The sequence below is a fragment of the Mesobacillus maritimus genome, from assembly GCF_019749255.1.
In the GTDB taxonomy this organism is placed as follows: Bacteria; Bacillota; Bacilli; order Bacillales; family Cytobacillaceae; genus Mesobacillus_B; species Mesobacillus_B maritimus_A.
In genome coordinates, this window is sequence record NZ_JACWFH010000012.1 from 306,383 (window position 1) to 324,576 (window position 18,194).

At 41.0% G+C, this 18,194-nt stretch carries 15 protein-coding genes; 6 read left to right on the forward strand and 9 right to left on the reverse strand.

Annotated elements, in window-relative coordinates:
* Genes H0185_RS11860 through H0185_RS11870 form a run of 3 tightly spaced genes read left to right on the forward strand, consistent with a single transcriptional unit; the run spans position 1 to position 2,369 of the window.
* Entirely contained in the window at positions 1-795 is a 795-nt protein-coding gene (locus H0185_RS11860; RefSeq protein WP_221873698.1) for an ABC transporter permease, read from the forward strand.
* Positions 796-1,464 (forward strand): ABC transporter ATP-binding protein, encoded by a 669-nt coding sequence (locus tag H0185_RS11865; RefSeq protein WP_221873699.1) that lies wholly within the window; start codon positions 796-798, stop codon positions 1,462-1,464.
* Between the two features lie 2 nt (positions 1,465-1,466).
* The gene (locus tag H0185_RS11870; RefSeq protein WP_221873700.1) at positions 1,467-2,369 is read left to right on the forward strand and encodes a FixH family protein; all 903 of its coding nucleotides are present in this window, start codon (positions 1,467-1,469) and stop codon (positions 2,367-2,369) included.
* A 40-nt stretch (positions 2,370-2,409) separates the two neighbouring features.
* Here the strand turns inward: H0185_RS11870 and H0185_RS11875 are convergent, their stop codons facing one another.
* The 4 genes from H0185_RS11875 to H0185_RS11890 all read right to left on the reverse strand — a co-directional run bounded on the left by H0185_RS11875 (position 2,410) and on the right by H0185_RS11890 (position 6,797).
* Positions 2,410-3,519: a PQQ-dependent sugar dehydrogenase gene (locus H0185_RS11875; protein ID WP_425515823.1), complete on the reverse strand. Its 1,110-nt coding sequence runs from the start codon at positions 3,517-3,519 to the stop codon at positions 2,410-2,412.
* Between the two features lie 43 nt (positions 3,520-3,562).
* Positions 3,563-4,417: a Cof-type HAD-IIB family hydrolase gene (locus H0185_RS11880; RefSeq protein ID WP_221873701.1), complete on the reverse strand. Its 855-nt coding sequence runs from the start codon at positions 4,415-4,417 to the stop codon at positions 3,563-3,565.
* A 132-nt stretch (positions 4,418-4,549) separates the two neighbouring features.
* Positions 4,550-5,224, reverse strand: coding sequence for a DNA alkylation repair protein (locus H0185_RS11885; protein ID WP_221873702.1), 675 nt, complete (start codon positions 5,222-5,224; stop codon positions 4,550-4,552).
* 208 nt (positions 5,225-5,432) lie between these two features.
* The gene (locus H0185_RS11890; RefSeq protein WP_221873703.1) at positions 5,433-6,797 is read right to left on the reverse strand and encodes an FAD-binding oxidoreductase; all 1,365 of its coding nucleotides are present in this window, start codon (positions 6,795-6,797) and stop codon (positions 5,433-5,435) included.
* Positions 6,798-7,043: 246 nt separating this feature from the next.
* On the opposite strand from H0185_RS11890, the gene H0185_RS11895 reads away from it, so the two are divergent.
* Positions 7,044-8,405 carry a YjiH family protein gene (locus H0185_RS11895; protein WP_343223142.1) on the forward strand — a complete coding sequence of 454 codons (1,362 nt, stop codon included), beginning with the start codon at positions 7,044-7,046 and terminating at the stop codon, positions 8,403-8,405.
* 75 nt (positions 8,406-8,480) lie between these two features.
* On the opposite strand, the gene H0185_RS11900 is transcribed toward H0185_RS11895, so the two are convergent.
* Positions 8,481-9,572 (reverse strand): PRK06851 family protein, encoded by a 1,092-nt coding sequence (locus H0185_RS11900; protein ID WP_221873704.1) that lies wholly within the window; start codon positions 9,570-9,572, stop codon positions 8,481-8,483.
* Between the two features lie 138 nt (positions 9,573-9,710).
* Positions 9,711-10,187 carry a Cys-tRNA(Pro) deacylase gene (ybaK, locus tag H0185_RS11905; protein WP_221873705.1) on the reverse strand — a complete coding sequence of 159 codons (477 nt, stop codon included), beginning with the start codon at positions 10,185-10,187 and terminating at the stop codon, positions 9,711-9,713.
* A gap of 143 nt (positions 10,188-10,330) precedes the next feature.
* Between ybaK and H0185_RS11910 the strand changes: the two genes are divergently transcribed.
* Positions 10,331-11,863: an FAD-dependent oxidoreductase gene (locus tag H0185_RS11910; protein ID WP_221873706.1), complete on the forward strand. Its 1,533-nt coding sequence runs from the start codon at positions 10,331-10,333 to the stop codon at positions 11,861-11,863.
* A gap of 551 nt (positions 11,864-12,414) precedes the next feature.
* Here the strand turns inward: H0185_RS11910 and H0185_RS11915 are convergent.
* Together H0185_RS11915 and H0185_RS11920 are read right to left on the reverse strand one after the other, a co-directional pair.
* Entirely contained in the window at positions 12,415-13,335 is a 921-nt protein-coding gene (locus H0185_RS11915) for an NAD(P)/FAD-dependent oxidoreductase (protein WP_221873707.1), read from the reverse strand.
* A 208-nt stretch (positions 13,336-13,543) separates the two neighbouring features.
* Complete coding sequence (locus H0185_RS11920) at positions 13,544-15,712, reverse strand: choice-of-anchor J domain-containing protein (protein ID WP_221873708.1); 2,169 nt, start codon at positions 15,710-15,712, stop codon at positions 13,544-13,546.
* Between the two features lie 353 nt (positions 15,713-16,065).
* On the opposite strand from H0185_RS11920, the gene pepT reads away from it, so the two are divergent.
* Positions 16,066-17,298: a peptidase T gene (gene pepT, locus H0185_RS11925; protein ID WP_221873709.1), complete on the forward strand. Its 1,233-nt coding sequence runs from the start codon at positions 16,066-16,068 to the stop codon at positions 17,296-17,298.
* Between the two features lie 48 nt (positions 17,299-17,346).
* On the opposite strand, the gene H0185_RS11930 is transcribed toward pepT, so the two are convergent.
* A complete protein-coding gene (locus H0185_RS11930; protein WP_221873710.1) occupies positions 17,347-18,171 on the reverse strand; it encodes an undecaprenyl-diphosphate phosphatase in 825 nt (274 codons plus the stop codon).
* Positions 18,172-18,194 lie beyond the last annotated feature (23 nt).

Genomic DNA, 18,194 nt, shown 5'->3' on the forward strand with positions numbered 1-18,194 from the left:
ATGAATTATATTTGGAAGGAATGGAAGGAAAGTATCCGCAGCAAAGGTCTATGGCTTTCGTTGGGAATCATCATCATTGTTTCCTTACTCATGCTTTCAAGATCATCAGACTTTAGTTTAGACCAAGGATTTTATCTGTTACTAATCAACCTATTTGAAGGGCTCATCTATTTTGTCCCAATCCTTTGCCTTTTTCTCGGAGCCTTTTCTATTTTTCAAGAGAAAGAGCAAAAAACACTTGTGATGTTGGTAACCAGACAAGAAAGCACGCTCTCCTTTTTAGGTAAAAAGAGTCTAGCCATTCAACTAGTCCTTCTTGCACCTACCTTTGTCTGGTTTTTTATCTACTTGATCCCTTTAAAAATGAATTTTGTTGTTGACCTTCGTCATTATTTTTTATTTCTGGTAGCCTTACTTGGGTTTATCCTAGTATTCACCCAAATTGGTGTGTTCATCGGTAGCATTAGCACTTCGAGAATGCAAATAGCCGGAATCGCCGTCGTTGTATGGTTTTATTTCTTCTTTCTGCATGATTTTATCTTATTATCTGTACTTCCAACCATTACGCATGACAATGTCCAACTATTCTCGGTAGCCTACTTTTTGAACCCGATTCAGGCAGTTAGAATGTTTTTAGAATCCGGACTTGGACTCTATTCATTTGGAAACATGTCTCGGCTACTAGAGTCATTCATGTGGTTATCCCCTTCTGTTTTCTTTGGGATGAACCTAGTATTTTGGATTGGCGTAACATTTGCTTTTGCAGTACTTCTCCATCGTAAGGAGGGCTCCTGAATGATTGACGTTCAAAACTTAACACAGTCTTATGGTAAAAAAACGATCCTTAACCAAGCAACACTCTCCGTAAAAGAAAATGAAGTGTGTGCACTAGTTGGTCGTAACGGCGCCGGTAAGTCCACCTTCATTAATAGCTTACTAGGGCTACTACCTGTAAAGACAGGTACCATTAAAATAAACGGCAAGGAACGTAGTAAAAAACAGCACTGGCGGAATGAAATCGCCTATTTGCCAGAGAAATTTATGCTTTACCCCTCCTTAACTGGCTATGAAAACATGCTGTTTTTCGCTAAAACAAGCAAAAAACAACTTGATGAAACAAAAATGAAGGAGATACTCACCTCGGTCCGTCTCTGGGATGATAAAGATGCTCCGATCAAAGGCTATTCGAAAGGAATGCTCCAACGGTTGGGGCTCGGTATTACCCTTTATCAGGATTCAGACATCATTATTCTTGATGAACCCACAAGCGGCATCGACCCAATCGGTCGGAATGAAATTCTTGAGATTCTAAAAGGTCTTACGAATAAAACGATTCTCTTATCCTCTCACCACCTTGATGAGATTAAGCAGCTTTGTACCCATGTCGCATACTTGGATGAAGGGAAAATTACAAAATATCCTGTTGAAGAATTTGTACAGCTTCAGCATTTGGGAGGAAGATAAACATGAACAAGTGGTCAATATTGGGGGTAATCTTGCTGACCATCCTACTTTCCGCCTGTAGCAGCAAGCCAAGCTGGGAAGTAGAAATCACTAAGGACCCCGCATTTTTAAAAGGCAAAACTTCAACCATTGAAATTGAGATAACAGAAGATGCTAAGCCGGTTAACGGTGTAGAGGCAACCGCACAGTTCACCATGGTCGAGATGGATCACGGAACACTCGAGGTCACATTAGAAGAAGATGCAGATGGAAAATATGCAGGTCATGCTGAGTTCCCGATGGCAGGCAAGTATGAAGCGGTCTTTTTTCTAGTAAAGGACGGCCAAGAGGTTGAAAAAGTGATAGAGCTAGACGTAGAAAAGGCAGCAGGTGTTGCTTCCATTAACGGAGAATGGATTACAGAGGAAGACGTGGATTTTTACCGGTTTATTAATACGCTTCATATTGAAATGGCGCGAGAAACAGATTCGGAAAAATATTCAGGTGAAGAACTTGAGGAAGCAATGAACTATTGGGACTCGCAAGAAGAAATGAATAACAATCAAAACACACTGGTTGCGCAAATTATCCGATTACGTGCGATGGCCATGCTTGGTGAAGAAAAAGGTCATCAAGCAACAGAAGAAGAGGTTCAAGCTGAGGTTGAAAAGGTACGTAGCCAGTATGAAGAATCAAAAGCAGCAAAAAGGTTAATTGCCGAATACGGTGAAGACAAGTTTTGGAAGTATCAAGAAGCCCAATATCAAAAAATCGTCCTAACACAAAAGGTGCAAGCCGATGTGATTGAGTTAGTGAAAAAAGACTCCCCGGAAGCAAGTGACCAGGAAGTTCGATTTACAGCAGAAAAAAAGTATGAAGAATTACTAGTTTCGCAAGTCGACTCGCTAGAAATTGAGCTTTTATAACGCGCAAAGAGCAGCCTTAAACAGCTGCTCTTTTGCTATACTATTCGCCTAATGATGAAAGGGATATCTGATACAGCTTATCATCATTCTCCTGAGGAATCCCACGACCATCGGTATTATTGCTCACAAAATACAACTGATCGCCCTCTAGAAGTACATCACGAATTCGCCCTAAACCAGAAACAGCTTCCTTGGTTTCCTTCGTCTCCAGGTTAAATTCGCGCACTGCATTCCCTCTTAAAGTTGCCACATAAAGCTTCCCATCTGAAATCGCCATCCCTGATGGAGCCCATGTTGTCGTACCAGAATGAAATAAAGGTGACTCCATTTCAGCTTGCTTATCGTCCCCAACAATTACTGGCCAGCCATAATTCTTTCCTGATTCAATGATATTGATTTCATCATGCGCATTCGGACCATGCTCGCTTGCATACATTGTACCATCTTCAGCCCAAACAAGGCCCTGAGGATTCCGATGACCATAGCTATACACATACGAATTCTCAAATGGATTATCGTTTGGAACCGTGCCATCCTGATTCAGCCGCAATATTTTCCCATTTAAATGATTCAAGTCTTGCGCCAGCTCAGCTTCTGCCGCATCCCCGGCGGTTGCATATAATTTCCCATCAGGTCCAAGAGCTAATCGACCACCATGATGAATGTTTCCGCTTGGGATTTTATCCAACAAAAGCTTTGCTTCACGCCACTGATTTCCTTCTATGGTTAACTCAATGATTCGATTGAACTGACCTTGATCTTGATAGGTATAATAGCCAAACGCTTTTCCTGTTTCGTGAAAATCAGGTGCCAAAATAAACCCGAGGAATCCAGCCTCAGGCGCATTCGCAAGTGGTTTTTCAAATACTACCTCTTGCCTCGTTTGCTTGCCATTTTCTACTTTTACAACAGCTCCCTCTCGTTCACTGATGTAAAAAGTATCATTGGTTTTATTGATTGCCCAAGGAATCCTTAGATCCTGTGCTAGTACCTGAAGTTCCACAGGGCGAGCTACTGTTTCCTTTTCTTCTACCGTTTCTGGTTTCTTCGGAGATCGGCTTGTATTTTCAGTTTCCTCATTGGAGCATCCATATAAAAGAAGCCCCGCGACGAGAAAAAGCATTAGCCACTTTTTCATTATTCCTACCATCCTTTCCTCCCTTTAGAGGCGAACGGTGTTTACTCTTTTGCTGTTACAGTACTTCCAATATCGCCTGCGCTACGCCATTTTCATCATTCGTTGCCGTCACAACATCGCATTCCATTTGGATTTCGAATGAAGCGTTGCCCATTGCCACCGCTCTGCCGGCACGAGCAAACATGGATAAATCATTTTCATTATCGCCAATTGCCATCGTTTCAGACATTTCAATGCCTCTTTTTGATGTAAACGCTTCGAGGGCTACTCCTTTTTGGGCCTGCTCGCTAGTAATCTCGATATTCATGTAGCCTGATGAACTAACGGCTAGTCCGTCTATCTTTTTAAGAGCTTCTTTTCCACTTGCTTGTTCTTTTTCACTCATAGAGAATGCTAAAAACTTGTAAATTTGATAATCATCATCTTCAAAGACACGATCATAGCTGCCCACTACATGAACAAGCCCTTTCTCAAATCTTTCCTTTGCTCCACTAACAATTAACTCCATAGAAGCCTCTGGATTGGCACTCGTAAAAATATCAATAATGGCGGAAATGCCTTTATCTTCGTTATCCGTATACGTTCCTTGATTGGTATAGATTTCAAAGTAGATTCCTTGGTCTCTTAATATATGAGCTATTTCTCTCGCTTGGGCTTTTGATAAAGGATTAGAGCTAATTAATTCGCCTTCTTTTGAGCGCACCTCGGCACCATTCACGCAGATGACCGGGCATTTTATTTCTGCTTCCTCTAACACAAATTGTGCTTCTTCGTATGACCGGCCAGTCGCGACGACAAATTCCACGCCCTGCTCCTGTGCTTTTAAAATAGCTGCTTTATTTTCATCGGTAATCTTTTGATACGCATTTAATAACGTTCCATCCATATCGGATGCGATGCATTTAATCATTCCGCCACCCCTGTCCATGTTTTCTATCTAATAGATTCATTATGTGCCATTCTACCATGTATTTCTAAGGAACGTGCAAGCAGCCTGCTCAGCAGCGTAGGTATATGTCCTAATGTATGCTTTTGGTTAACACTACTCTTTTGGGATGTACTTGCTTCCCTCCCGCACACTTAATGGCGCAAGAGAATTCGACTCAATAAATTGCTTTACAGAATATGGATTGGTTTTTGAATACTCTCGAAGGGCCCAGCCAATCCCCTTTTGAATAAAAAACTCCTTGCTGTCGGCATTTAGTTTTATGTATTTGTACAGCCTGTCTTCATTGGTGTTTTCTTTGTATCTTAACTGATGGATAATTGCGGTTCGTCTTAGCCACATATCCTCTGAAACTGCCCACTTGTCTACCAGCTCCTCAATGAGCTCTGGATGTTTTGCAATGATGGTTCCAGCTGGATGTTGTGCAAGCATATCAACCGTGTCCCACCATGATTTAGTCGTGATTAGCTTTTCAATATGGGCAATATGATGCTTCGCCAATTTTTTTTGAAACTTTGCTATATAATCTAACCCCAGCAGTTGAAATTCCCTTTCTGGTTGCTCCCATAATGCTAATACAAACTCCTCATTATAAGGTTCCTTCAAGATACCCGTTTCCTGAAAAAACAGCTTGCTAATCTCTCTTCGCTCAGGCGTTTTAATGCCAAAGAAAATAAAATGATTTTTCAAGTAGCGACTCATTTGCTCTGCATTATCCCTATTCGCCTTGTCCGACAATCTTTGTCTTAAGCTATCTATAAGCTTTTTCATTTATCTCTTCCTCTAACTGGTCATTTTTGTTCCTTTTTTATTTTAGCATTAATGGTATTCAAAGTAGAAATGAGTGCTATATGTAGAAAGAGAGCTACTGGAGTGCTTTGCTGTTTGAATTAGACTATCCGAGTTTTCATTGATAGACCAACAGGTTCACATGCAAAAAAAGGGGAACTCACAACAAATGAGTTCCCCTTTCCTAAAATTATTCAGCTGGTTGGATATTGTGGTTATGTCTTAATCGATTATTTGGATCATATTTCTTCTTAATTTCTGCTAATCTTTGATAGTTCACGCCAAGTGTGTTCTTAACAACTGTTTCATTTGCTCCAATTCCATTTAAATAGGATGTTCCCTTATTGGATAATGGCAATAACCCATCATAAACAGAGTCAACCCATTGCTTGCATACCTCTGGTCCTGCGCCCATGTCCATGTAATCTAGTAACAATACAAAGGAAGAGTCACGATTTGTAAAGGCCGTTTCTTCAGGAGAAATCCGATTCATTTTCCCACTCAAGGCCCATAGCTGGGCAAGGTATGTTGGCATTGGTGCATTGTCTAGCTTCGCTAATAATAGATCAATACTTTCTTCAGTAAGCTTTGAAAAATACAAAGAGGTTCCATGTACAGCAACATGGTCAGGAACCATTGCATCTAATTTCTTCTGCAAAGCAACATACGGGATAACCCCGGTTTGGTCGACAATTGGGTAAGCGAACTCCTGCAAAGGTTTCACCACTGCCTTCCCTACTTCTGGATCGCCCGCATACATTCCACCCAACATAACAACCTTTTTATTATGAAGAAATTCAGGTAAAAACGGGACAGGTGGAAGCATGGTAACGGTTAAATTAAAGGATACCTCATCAGGAGCCTGATTCATATATTCTTGAGCTTTTAAAAGGACCTGCTTAGCATCTTGATAATCATACATAACATCAACTGCTAGAACTTCTGGTCCAACAGGGAATAAGGCAAATTCAAATTGAGTGACAATCCCAAAGTTACCGCCACCACCACGGATCGCCCAAAAAAGGTCCTGATGTTCCTCGTCACTTACATGTAATAGCTGTCCATCCATTGTGACGATGTTTGCCCCGACAAGATTGTCACATGTCAGACCATATTTTCCTCGAAGATAGCCTAGTCCGCCACTAAGCGCTAGTCCAGCGACGCCGGTTTCAGAAATGGTACCTGTTGGAGTCGCTAGGCCAAATTTCTGTGTCTCGGCATCAATATCGCCTAATTTGGCTCCGCCTTCAACAAGAGCAACCTGTCGTCCTTGGTCCACTGTAACGGTGTTCATCTGTGATAGGTCAATCATAATGCCCTCATCACAGGTAGCAAATCCACCCACATGGTGACCACCTGCACGTGCCGTCATATGTAAACCCTTTTCGTTCGCAAACTGTACTGCTTTCAATACATCTTCTTCTGATTTACAAACAATAATTGCTCCAGGATGTTTATCAATGGTTGCATTCCATACTTTTCGCTTCTGATTATATCCTTCATCTCCAGAAACGATAACTCGATTATCAAGTTCTTTTTTTAACGATTGATACAAAATACCTACCCCTCCCGTAGTTCGTTGAGCCTATATAAATTATAAAGGATTCCACTGTATTTTATGTTAAAATTTAGAAAATTTTAAAAGTTATACAGCAAAAATACTGCCTTCAATTTGGTTATTTCAAATCTCCCAGGAAATAATATACGGAATAATCAGTTCTGGAAAAAGGGTTGGCAAAAAGATCACAACGCATTAAAATGAACGAAGTCTTATAAATATGTATTTGAGGATGAGTTAAAAGTGGAACAAGTACTACAAAAAAAGCACTCGCTAAAAACCTTTTTTACCTTCATGTTGCCTTCCGTACTAGGGGTGTTTTTATTTATGACCCCTATTTCATATAAAGATGAAATTACCATCCCGATTGCCATTCTTTCGGGATGGCTTCAAGAAGGGCTAGCTGATTTCCTTCCGCAAATCATGACCATTATCATTGTCCTTACTATGATTGGAACGATTCTTGCAAAAACCGTAAGACCTGAAATAATCGAACGAAACCTTTTCTTAAAAACGTTGTTTAATGTTCCAATGATTTGGTTTATTGCTAGGATTCTTGGTGCTGCGTTTGCAGTTGCTGTCCTTTTTCAGTGGGGACCAGAAATGATTTGGTCTGAAAATACTGGAGGACTTCTTTTATACGATCTATTGCCCGTTCTATTTGCGATTTTTTTATTCGCTGGATTATTCCTGCCGCTTCTATTAAATTTCGGTCTACTAGAGCTTTTTGGTACGTTATTAACCAAAGTGATGAGACCCGTGTTTACCCTCCCAGGACTTTCATCTGTCGGCTGTATGACCTCCTGGCTTGGGGATGGAACGATTGGAGTATTGTTAACGAGTAAACAGTATGAACAAGGCTTGTTTACGAAACGAGAAGCAGCTGTAATTGGAACTTCCTTTTCGGTGGTGTCAATCACCTTTAGCCTTGTCATCATCTCTCAGGTTGGACTTGCTCACCTGTTTGTTCCATTTTACTTAACGGTTACCGTTGCTGGTCTGATTGCAGCAATTATTCTCCCAAGGATTCCACCCCTTTCACGGAAACCGGATACCTTTCATACTGAACGAGCAGATGATTACAATGAGGATGATATTCCGACCGGGTATAACTCGTTCACATGGGGAATGCATCAAGCTATGGACAAAGCCAGTCGTAACCGTGGTGTGAATGATTTCTTTGTATCTGGTGGAAAAAACATTCTTGATATGTGGATGGGTGTCGCCCCTATTGTTATGGCCCTAGGGACCCTTGCCCTTATCGTTGCAGAATATACGCCTGTTTTTCAGTGGCTTGGGGTACCTTTTATCCCACTTCTTGAATTAATGCAGGTTCCTGAAGCAAAAGCGGCCTCTGAGACGCTTGTTGTAGGCTTTGCAGATATGTTTTTACCATCTGTCATTGGTGCTAATATTGAAAGCGAAATGACAAGGTTTATCATTGCTTCTGTGTCTGTTACTCAATTGATCTATATGTCTGAAGTGGGTGGTTTGCTGTTAGGATCTAAGATCCCTGTTTCCTTCTGGGAGCTATTTATCATTTTCTTACAGAGAACATTGGTTACTCTCCCAATTGTTGTTTTAGCAGCACATATTATTTTTTAATAACGTTCTTGATTTTAGTAATCCCCTTTAAACATAAAGAGAGCACTCCCCCGCTGAGTGCTCTCTTTTGTCTATTTATTTCTCCGCTAGCCTTTTGATTTCATCATTTAATTCTGCGGTAATCTCATCAATTTTTTGATAGTCCATTGCCTCAATGTAAATGCTCTCTAGTTCATCATGGAGGTTTTTCGCTTGGGCAAGGGATGAGATTGCATGATTCATATACTCACGGTACCTCTTGGAAACATCTTTAATTTCAGCTTCATATTTCTCATCAGTTCCTGGGGCAATAATGGTCCCATACATGTCAATGACCCGGTCATTGACTCGCTCCGGAAAGTATTCATGGGGAGCAGTACTGTCAAAAATAGCAAACCCTAATTCCCTGACGACAATCATATCGAGGCTGTGCGGATCAAACCCACAATGATACACTTCTGTGTCAAAGCCTCTTCTTTCTGCTTCCGAAGCAATTTTTTTCAACATGGTGGATTTTCCTGAGCCCGGTCGTCCCTTTATTAAGTAACGTACGGCCAATCCTGAAGTTAAGTTTGGAACAAAGTCCACAGCACCCTTTGGAGTTGCTGCACCTAGGTAGCGATGTCTGACATCTGCTTTTTTATTCAATTTCTTATCTTCAAAGAGTTTTCCAAGCAACTCTTCTGTAAGAGCATTTGCTTTATCAAAATCCATATTTTCAATATAGATTTTCTCCCATTCATCATGAACTCGAAGTGCTTCACCAAATAATGTGTAAGCTCCTGTGAATGCCGCACTCATTTCTGTTGAGATTTTTTCAATCTCAGCTTTTTTGGCTTGTAGCTTTGCAGAATCCCATGCTACGCCTAGATTAACGTATTCCTCTACTGCGCCCGGTAATTTCGGCTCAATAACATGTGGGGCTGTTCCGTCCACAATCCCCACTCCAAGAGAGCGAATGATTAAACCGTCAATTGAATCGTTATCCGAAGAACAGTGTAGATATTCAATATCGTAGCCTCTCTCATTCCACTCTTTCCCGAGCTTTTTCATTAATGAGGATTTCCCAGTACCAGGCCCACCTTTTAAAATAAACAAACGTGAGAGTCCTTCTAAGTTCGATTCATATAAGCTATAAAAGCCGCGGGCTGTGTTCCCTCCAGCATAATAATTAAGCACCTTTCCCATATAAACACTCCTTCCGGCTGCAACCTTTTTGCTTTCCATATAGCCTATGCTTTTTATGTATCTTGGGTGAATGCCTATGTTCAATGGACAAACAAAATCAAGCCCATGTTTATTGGGCAATATCTGCCAAGGAAAGAATTACTTTCGGACATCGTAAAAATGAGAACCAATGACTTGTTGTAAATCTTGTGGGGAGAGTTCAATTTGGTAACCAATTTTGCCGGCACTTACCACGATTGTTTCAAGCTGCTCCGCTTCAGTATCAATAATCGTTGTATACTGTTTTTTCATACCAAGAGGCGAGCAGCCACCACGGATATAGCCTGTATATTTTTGAATATCCTTAACAGGTAGCATTTCGACTTTCTTTTCTCCGGCTACTTTTGCTGCCTTTTTCAAGTCAAGCTCGGCTCCTACCTCGATAATAAACACGTACAATTCCTTTGATGCTCCCTGAGCAACTAGCGTTTTGTACACTTCTTTCGGGTCTTTGTTGATTTTTCCTGCAACGGAGACACCATCAATTTTTCCGTCCTTATTGTCGTAAGCATGCATGGTATACGTAATCTTTTTTTGATCTAAAATCCGCATTGCATTCGTTTTGATTCCTGCCATTTTACTTCCTCCATTTGGTCTTTCTTTTATTTTACCGATAAGACTTCCTCTCGGGCAATCAATCAGGTGTGTTAAAAATCAGGATTATTTTTATCCTTAAGGGAAAAATACGGTTATTAATGTACTTTTAGGAGGATTTGTATATGACGAGTAACTCAATGCCCCAATTTCCAGAGGCATATTGGCTAGGAAGTGCCGAGCTTCCAACCTTTCCGAAATTACAGGAGGATATTCGTACTGAGGTTGCGGTTATTGGTGGCGGGATAACAGGAATCACTTCCGCGTATCTCCTCGCCAAGGAAGGAAAAAAAGTTGTACTCCTTGAGGCCGGTCGCATTCTAAATGGGACTACTGGCCATACGACTGCCAAGGTGACCGCACAGCATGGGCTTGTTTATGATGAACTCCTTAACCACTTTGGGAAAGAGCAGACTCAAGCATACTACCAAGCGAATGCTGAAGCGTTGGAATTTATTCGAAACCTTGTACAAGAGCAACAAATAGACTGTGATTTTTCAGACGAGGACGCTTACCTTTTTACAAATTCACAGCAAGATTTGCAGAAATTAATTAAGGAATATGATGCCTACGAAAAACTAGATATCAAGGAGCGGGAGTATAAGAGTTCCATGCCGATTCCAGTCGAGCATAAAGCAGCAATTGTTATGCGGAATCAAGCTCAATTTCATCCAGTAAAATACTTAAAACACCTTGTAGAGGAATTTACAAAGCTAGGCGGACAAATCTATGAGAATACAACTGGCGTTGATATTGAGGAAGGAAACGAGCCACGCGTCACCACAAGGGATGGATTTAAAGTTAGCTGCCAGCATATGATCGTCAGCACCCATTATCCTTTCTATGATGTGAAAGGCTTTTACTTCTCGAGATTGTCCATTTCCCGCTCCTACATTCTTGCGGTTAAGACAGAAAAAGAATTTCCTGGTGGTATGTACATTAATATCGAACAACCAACTCGTTCTTTGCGCTATACCAAAATTAACGGGGAAAAAGTTGTCCTTTTCAGTGGTGACCGCCATAAAACTGGTCAAGATAAAAACACTCACCAGCATTATGAAGCGCTTGAAACCTTTGCAGCAGAAACCTTCGGAATCAAGGAAATTCCTTACCGCTGGTCTGCACAGGATCCTGCTACTTTAGATAAGATTCCTTATATTGGGAACTATTCCGCAACGCTTTCAAATATTTATGTGGCAACGGGTTATCGTAAATGGGGCATGACCAATAGTACAGTAGCCGCTCACTTAATGACCGATATGATTTTAGAACGAGATAACCCTTACAAAGAGGTGTTTGATCCAAGCCGCTTCCACGCCGATCCAGATGTAAAGAAGTTTTTATCAACAAATGCACAAGTAGCAAAAGAGCTTGTTGAAGGAAAGCTTGAGCAACCAACGACACGCCCAGAAGAATTAGGAAACAATGAAGGTGCCACCGTCATGGTGAATGGAGAGCGTGCTGGTGCTTATCGTGATGAAAATGGCGAGCTTCACCTTGTTGATACAACTTGCACTCATATGGGCTGTGAACTTGAATGGAATAATGGCGACCGCTCTTGGGACTGCCCATGCCATGGTTCCCGTTTTTCCTATAAAGGAGAAGTGTTAGAAGGGCCAGCAGAAACACCGTTAACTCAGCTTTCGGAGAATGGGTGATTGGAGCTCTCTTATTTTCTAAATATAAGCATGGAAAGAGCTTCATTGTTCCCATACTTGGTATTAAACCCTGAGGATGGGCATTGACTGAAGCTCTCAGTTCCCTTACTTCCTATTATCTACTGAGTATGAGCATTGACTGAGTCCCTCAGTGCCCATACTTACTATTAAACCTTGAGGATGGGCATTGACTAGGGCTCTCAGTTCCCTTACTTGGTATTAAACCTTGAGGATGGGCATTGACGGGGGCTCTCTGTTCCCTTACTTGCTATTAAACCCTGAGGATGGGCATTGACGGGGGCTCTCTGTTCCCTTACTTGGTATTAAACCTTGAGTATGGGCATTGACTGAAGCTCTCAGTTCCCTTACTTCTTAATAATTTCTAAGTATGGGAACTAACAGAGCCCCTCGAACCCAAACTCGGTAAGAATTTTATTGTCCCAACCTTTCGGAACGGCCATTAGGCAATTTCACCGTTATCGCTTATTGATTCGGCATCCAGTAATTGGGCACCTTTCATTGAGTTTTCAACCTAATAAAAATCCCGTGGTTCATAACTGACCACGGGATTTTTCCTGTTCTTCTAATAATGTTTTATGTATCCAAATTGCTGCTTGCGAGCCATCCCCCATTGCAATCGTAACCTGTTCCGAATGAGCTACGATATCACCAGCCGCCCAGACATGCTCAACGTTTGTCATTTTAGTGCGGGGATCCACCAAAATATGTTTATTCTCATGCAGTTCAACCCCAAGCTGCCGTGCTAGCTGTGATTTCACTTCATTCCCAGCAAAGGCAACAAAGCCGCGTTCCGCCTTTAACTGATCCCCACCTTCTAGGGTAACACCTTTGAAGTCTGGACCATCGGTCAGGACGTCTACAATTGGTGAATGAATCACCTCAATCTTCTTTTCCTTTAACTTAAAAAGTAAGTCCTCGTCTACATCCTTTTGTTCGTGGTTCACATAGACTATCTTGTCCGTCCAATAATTAAGCATTAAAGCCATATTAGCACCGGTATTCCCCGATCCCATTATAATTGTCTTTCGGTCAGAAACCTCATATCCATCACAATCAGGGCACACATACACACTGATTCCGAGACAAGGGAGAAGCTCAGGAAAAGGTGGAATTCGATCAACGATTCCAGTTGAAAGAAGCAATCGTCTCCCATTAAAGTGCTCCCCACTTTCCGTTTTCACCATAAACCCACTGGGAATCTTTTCAACTAGCGCCGCGCGGTCAGCCGCAAACTGTACTCCTAGGCTTTTCGCATGCTTTTGCCCAATGCTTCGTAGCTCAGGTCCACTGACGCCATCTGGATAGCCCAGAACGTTATGGTAGCTCTGACAAATTGTAGACCGTCCGTCATTTGCATCAATGACAAGAACCTTATGCTTATACCGACCAAGCTGAATCGCCCCCTGCAAGCCAGCTATTCCTCCTCCGATAATGATGCAGTCATAAAGCAAACCCGTCACCTTCCTATTCTGTCTTTTAATTACAAAAATCATATTATATATTTTGATTATGATTCGCTTTGTAGGGGGATTTATACTGAAATTAGGGGGTTTTTAGATTTCAAAAATCTCTTTTTTCTATCTCTCAGCCAACTTTCCAACACTTGAAATCATTTTGTTTAACTAGAAAAGCTGCGCCCCAATATACGCAGCTTTCTTCTTAGTTTTTATTATTTTTGTTTTTATTATTTTTGTTGTTACCTTTATTTGAGTTTTTCTTACCGTTATTCTCTTTTAATTTCACCTCATAAGTGAAATCAACAGAATTCTTCTGATCAGCTGGTGCTGCGTACGAAGTAATCATGTAGTTATTGCCATCTTTGAAGAGCTGACGTAATTGAAGCGCGTTTTCTTCAGTTACATTGAATGGGTCTACTGTAATGACCTTGTAGTTTGTTTTCGCACCTTTTTTGTTGCCAACTTCTCTTTCATTGATGAATGTGACCGTGTACTCAACATAGTCTTCAAAAACTTCACTTAATGACTTAAACTCATCGATAGAGCTGCCGTCATTGCTATAACTGATTTCTGGGATTTCAATATTATCCACGAACCAACCTGAGTCAGTATGACCCCAGTCCGTTAAGTAGCGGAATGAAACCAATATCTTTTGGCCAGCGTATTCACTTAGATCAAAACTTTCCCTACTCCATTCTTTCACATTTCCTGTAAATCCTGGAACATTCTCTTTAATCTTCGGATAGCCTTCGTCAACTACATCGGAACGAGTATTTTCGTTTTCTAGACTTGTCCAAGTTTGGCCATTATCTGTTGAAACTTGAACTGCCCCAAAGTCCCATTGCTCTTCAATATCAAGGAAATGATCGAAGTTAAGTGTAGCGGAACCAACACTGCTTAAATCTGCCTCTAGAATTAAGTGGTTATCCGCTTCATCGCCTTCATTTCCCCAAAGCACCTTATTTGCAGCATTTATAGGATCAGCAACAGACTCCCACTGTGTTCCTAAGAAATCCACACCATCAAAAGAGATTCCACTAATTTTATCTTGGAATTCAAGTTTTTTGAAATCCCCACCCCATGCTGGAACGCCATCTTTTTCGTAGGTTAACGCTTTTTCATAATCAACTGTTTTTCCACGCTCTGTACCCTCACTGTCAACTGGTAAGGCACGGAGGTCAACACTATCAATATCGTAGATTCCCTTGCCTACGCGATCGCTATCGATTGCAAGAGCTGTAATAAAGTTTTGATAAACCTCTGTAAACGTCATATCAATATTATGCTTTGCAAAAGTTTCTTCAATACTATCAATACTATTTGTTTCACTAACTGCCAAATCACGAATAAATTCCTGTCCAAACTTGTCATTTAAATAAGTTGTAAACAATTGAACTTGTCCATAATCAGCAATGGTTTCTGGGCCTGTTTCTGCCCCTACATGATCATCCCAAAGTGTCAAAGAGTTTTCAGGATGGTCTAGATAAAAGTTGATTGAGCTAGCATCAAGTCCATACCCACCAAGATACTCAGAGAAAGTCGACATCCCTTCATTTAACCAAGTTTCTTCATCCCCATCATTATCAGCATGAATCAAGTGTTGAAGCTCATGAATGGTTGTCCCAAAGAATGTGCTCTCAAGACGTGTTTCCCAGCTATTTGTATCAATGGTAATGATGTTACGATCGATATAGTTTTCTAGTGTTTGCCAGAAGAACCCAGCAACGAAGAATGGATAAGATGGGTCATAATATCCCTCATCCTTCACATTATCAACAAGCATAATGACTTTATCGCTGCCTTCATAATATCCCTCAGGTAAACCTACCATCCCTGGAAGCGGAGAATGTGAGCCATCTAGTGGGTCTGGCGTTCCAAAGAATTCCGTTGCTTTCGGATAAATATTGCTATCGAATTCATCACGAAGCTTATCTACTTGTTCTTGTGTGACAACATGTGCAGGTCGCTCATCCGGGAAGCTAAGATCTTCCGCAACCCAAATCTCAACATTCTCTCCCACACTACGTAAAGTAAATTCCTTAAAAGCTAAATCTCTATCGAGGAACAACTTTGTCCCACCGTCATATGTAAAGGTACTATCAGCTGCTGAAGATTGAGTACTTACACTTTCATCAAAATTAATCCCCTCAGCCTGCTTTTTTAAATCAGCCTCAGCTTTCTTCAAAAAGTTTTCATCTTGAGAAAGTCGATTCAACTGCCCATCAATATCCACACGATCGCCATAGCGCTCGACATCCCATTTTGCAGTTGTTGCTGCCTCTGCTGTTTGCGTTGGCACTACTGTAGGTGCAAGCAAAGATAATGCTAGTGCACCTGTGGAAAGAATCGATAATAATTTCTTTTTCTTCATGGTTGTGTCCCCTTTCGAGTTCCGAAATAAAAGTAAATAAATCGTAACATATACAATATTCAGAAAACAGTGACGTTATGACTATATTAATTTTCTGAATTTCTACAAATTAACCATACTTTCTTCAATAAACGCAGGCTAAATGACCCAATTCATGGGAGATTCATTTGAACTTTGTTAAATTACGCTAATTTTATAGGTTTTTCTACCTATTCGCCCGACAAATGAATTCAAATATTTCTAAAACCTTTAAAGGTGGTTTCTCCTGAAAAATCCTTACTATATAGAAATGATAAGAAATCCCCCATTTTGTGATAAACTATCTCTATTAAATCAATAGGAGTGGATAACGCATGAGATCAGAAATCATGGAAAGATTTATTTCCTATGTAAAAGTAGATACACAATCGGATGAAAGCAGCGAAACCTGTCCTTCAACACCAGGACAATTGGTGTTAGCGAACCAGTTAGTAGAAGAATTGAAAACCATCGGTATGGAAGATGTGACCATCGATGAAAATGGCTACGTGATGGCTACGCTTCCTGCGAACACAGATAAAGAAGTCCCAACAATCGGCTTCCTTGCCCATGTTGATACGGCGACTGATTTTACCGGAAAAAACGTCAATCCACAAATCGTCGAAAACTATGATGGAAACGACATTGTCTTAAATGAAAGTCAGCAAATTGTTCTTTCAACAAAAGAGTTTCCAGAGCTTCCTCAATACAAAGGGCATACTTTGATTACAACAGATGGGACCACCCTTCTTGGAGCTGACAACAAAGCTGGGGTTGCTGAAATCATGACAGCGATGAACCACCTGATTCAGCATCCTGAGATCAAACATGGTACCATTCGCGTTGCCTTTACTCCTGATGAGGAAATTGGCCGAGGACCACATCGCTTTGATGTCAAAGCCTTCGACGCTACATACGCTTATACAATGGATGGCGGACCGCTGGGTGAGCTTGAATATGAAAGCTTCAATGCTGCTGCCGCTAAAATTACCATCAAAGGGAAAAACGTTCACCCTGGGACAGCAAAAGGAAAAATGGTGAACTCTGCAAAAATTGCAATGGAGTTAAACAGTCGCCTTCCTGCTGAAGAGGCACCTGAACATACTGAGGGATATGAAGGGTTCTACCATCTCATCTCGTTCAATGGGGATGTGGAAGAAACGAAACTAGCTTACATTATCCGTGACCATGACCGTGAAAAGTTTGAAGATCGAAAAGCAATGCTTGCTTCAATCGTAGATGATCTTCAAAAAGTCTATGGCCAAGATCGCATCGTTCTTGAAATGAATGATCAATACTACAATATGAAAGATAAAATTGAACCAGTAAAACATATCGTTGACCTTGCCCACGAAGCAATGATGAACCTCGGTATTCAACCAATCGTTAAGCCGATCCGTGGTGGTACAGACGGTTCTCAACTAAGTTATATGGGACTACCTACACCGAATGTATTTACAGGTGGAGAAAACTATCATGGACGCTACGAATATATTTCCGTTGATAATATGGAAAAGGCGGTAAATGTTGTTCTTGAAATTGCTAAGCTATACGAAGCTAAGGCATAAGAAAAAGGCTGACTCTAATGGATTCCATTGGAGTCAGCCTTTTTCATTTTAAAAATAAAAAACATAGATTAGGAAAGCTAATAGGATTCGATAAATCGCAAAGGGAATTAGTTTTATTTTATTAATCAGTTTTAAAAAGAACCGAATCGAAACGATCGCAAAAACAAAGGCTGTAATAAAACCTGCAATAAAGAATGGCAACGCCTCAATCGAAAAGTACTGCCAGTTTTTCACAAGCGACAGCAGACTTGCTCCTGCCATAATCGGTACCGCCATGATAAAGGTAAAATCAGATGCGGCACGGTGACTCATCCCAAGCAGAACGCCTCCAGAAATGGTGGAGCCTGAGCGGGAAAAGCCCGGCCATAGCGAGAAGCATTGAATGAGCCCAACGGTAAATGCCTGTTTATAGCTAATTTGGTCAACTGTTTCTACCGTAGGAGTTTTCTTGCGGAATAGATCCGCAAAAATCATAAAAATTGCCCCAATGACCAATCCAATGATGACCGTAGAAAGTGAGAACAAGTGCTCATCGATATAATCCTCAAAAAGCACCCCAAGAATCCCAGCCGGAAGCAACCCAACGATTACTTGAGTTAACTTCAAACGGCCTTCCGTTCTCTCAGATTTTCTACCTAACCCTAACATTTCCACAAACCGTTTCCTAAAAATAATGACAACGGCCAAAATCGAACCTAGTTGGATGACGACCTTGAAGGTGTTGGCTGCATATTTCCCAAGGAATTCTTGGGACTGGAGCCACATATCGTCAACGATAATCATATGACCTGTTGAAGACACTGGAGCAAACTCTGTTAGCCCTTCTACCATGCCAAGAAGAATGGCTTTTATAATATCAAAGAACTCAATCATTTTTTGTTTTACCTCGTTTGCAT

Excerpts from the sequence above, each read along its gene's own strand:
- H0185_RS11860 (WP_221873698.1), top strand. The coding sequence starts at position 1 with ATGAATTATATTTGGAAGGAATGGAAGGAAAGTATCCGCAGCAAAGGT.
- H0185_RS11865 (WP_221873699.1), top strand. The coding sequence starts at position 796 with ATGATTGACGTTCAAAACTTAACACAGTCTTATGGTAAAAAAACGATC.
- H0185_RS11870 (WP_221873700.1), top strand. The coding sequence starts at position 1,467 with ATGAACAAGTGGTCAATATTGGGGGTAATCTTGCTGACCATCCTACTT.
- H0185_RS11875 (WP_425515823.1), bottom strand. The coding sequence starts at position 3,519 with ATGGTAGGAATAATGAAAAAGTGGCTAATGCTTTTTCTCGTCGCGGGG.
- H0185_RS11880 (WP_221873701.1), bottom strand. The coding sequence starts at position 4,417 with ATGATTAAATGCATCGCATCCGATATGGATGGAACGTTATTAAATGCG.
- H0185_RS11885 (WP_221873702.1), bottom strand. The coding sequence starts at position 5,224 with ATGAAAAAGCTTATAGATAGCTTAAGACAAAGATTGTCGGACAAGGCG.
- H0185_RS11900 (WP_221873704.1), bottom strand. The coding sequence starts at position 9,572 with ATGGGAAAGGTGCTTAATTATTATGCTGGAGGGAACACAGCCCGCGGC.
- ybaK (WP_221873705.1), bottom strand. The coding sequence starts at position 10,187 with ATGGCAGGAATCAAAACGAATGCAATGCGGATTTTAGATCAAAAAAAG.
- H0185_RS11910 (WP_221873706.1), top strand. The coding sequence starts at position 10,331 with ATGACGAGTAACTCAATGCCCCAATTTCCAGAGGCATATTGGCTAGGA.
- H0185_RS11920 (WP_221873708.1), bottom strand. The coding sequence starts at position 15,712 with ATGAAGAAAAAGAAATTATTATCGATTCTTTCCACAGGTGCACTAGCA.
- pepT (WP_221873709.1), top strand. The coding sequence starts at position 16,066 with ATGAGATCAGAAATCATGGAAAGATTTATTTCCTATGTAAAAGTAGAT.
- H0185_RS11930 (WP_221873710.1), bottom strand. The coding sequence starts at position 18,171 with ATGATTGAGTTCTTTGATATTATAAAAGCCATTCTTCTTGGCATGGTA.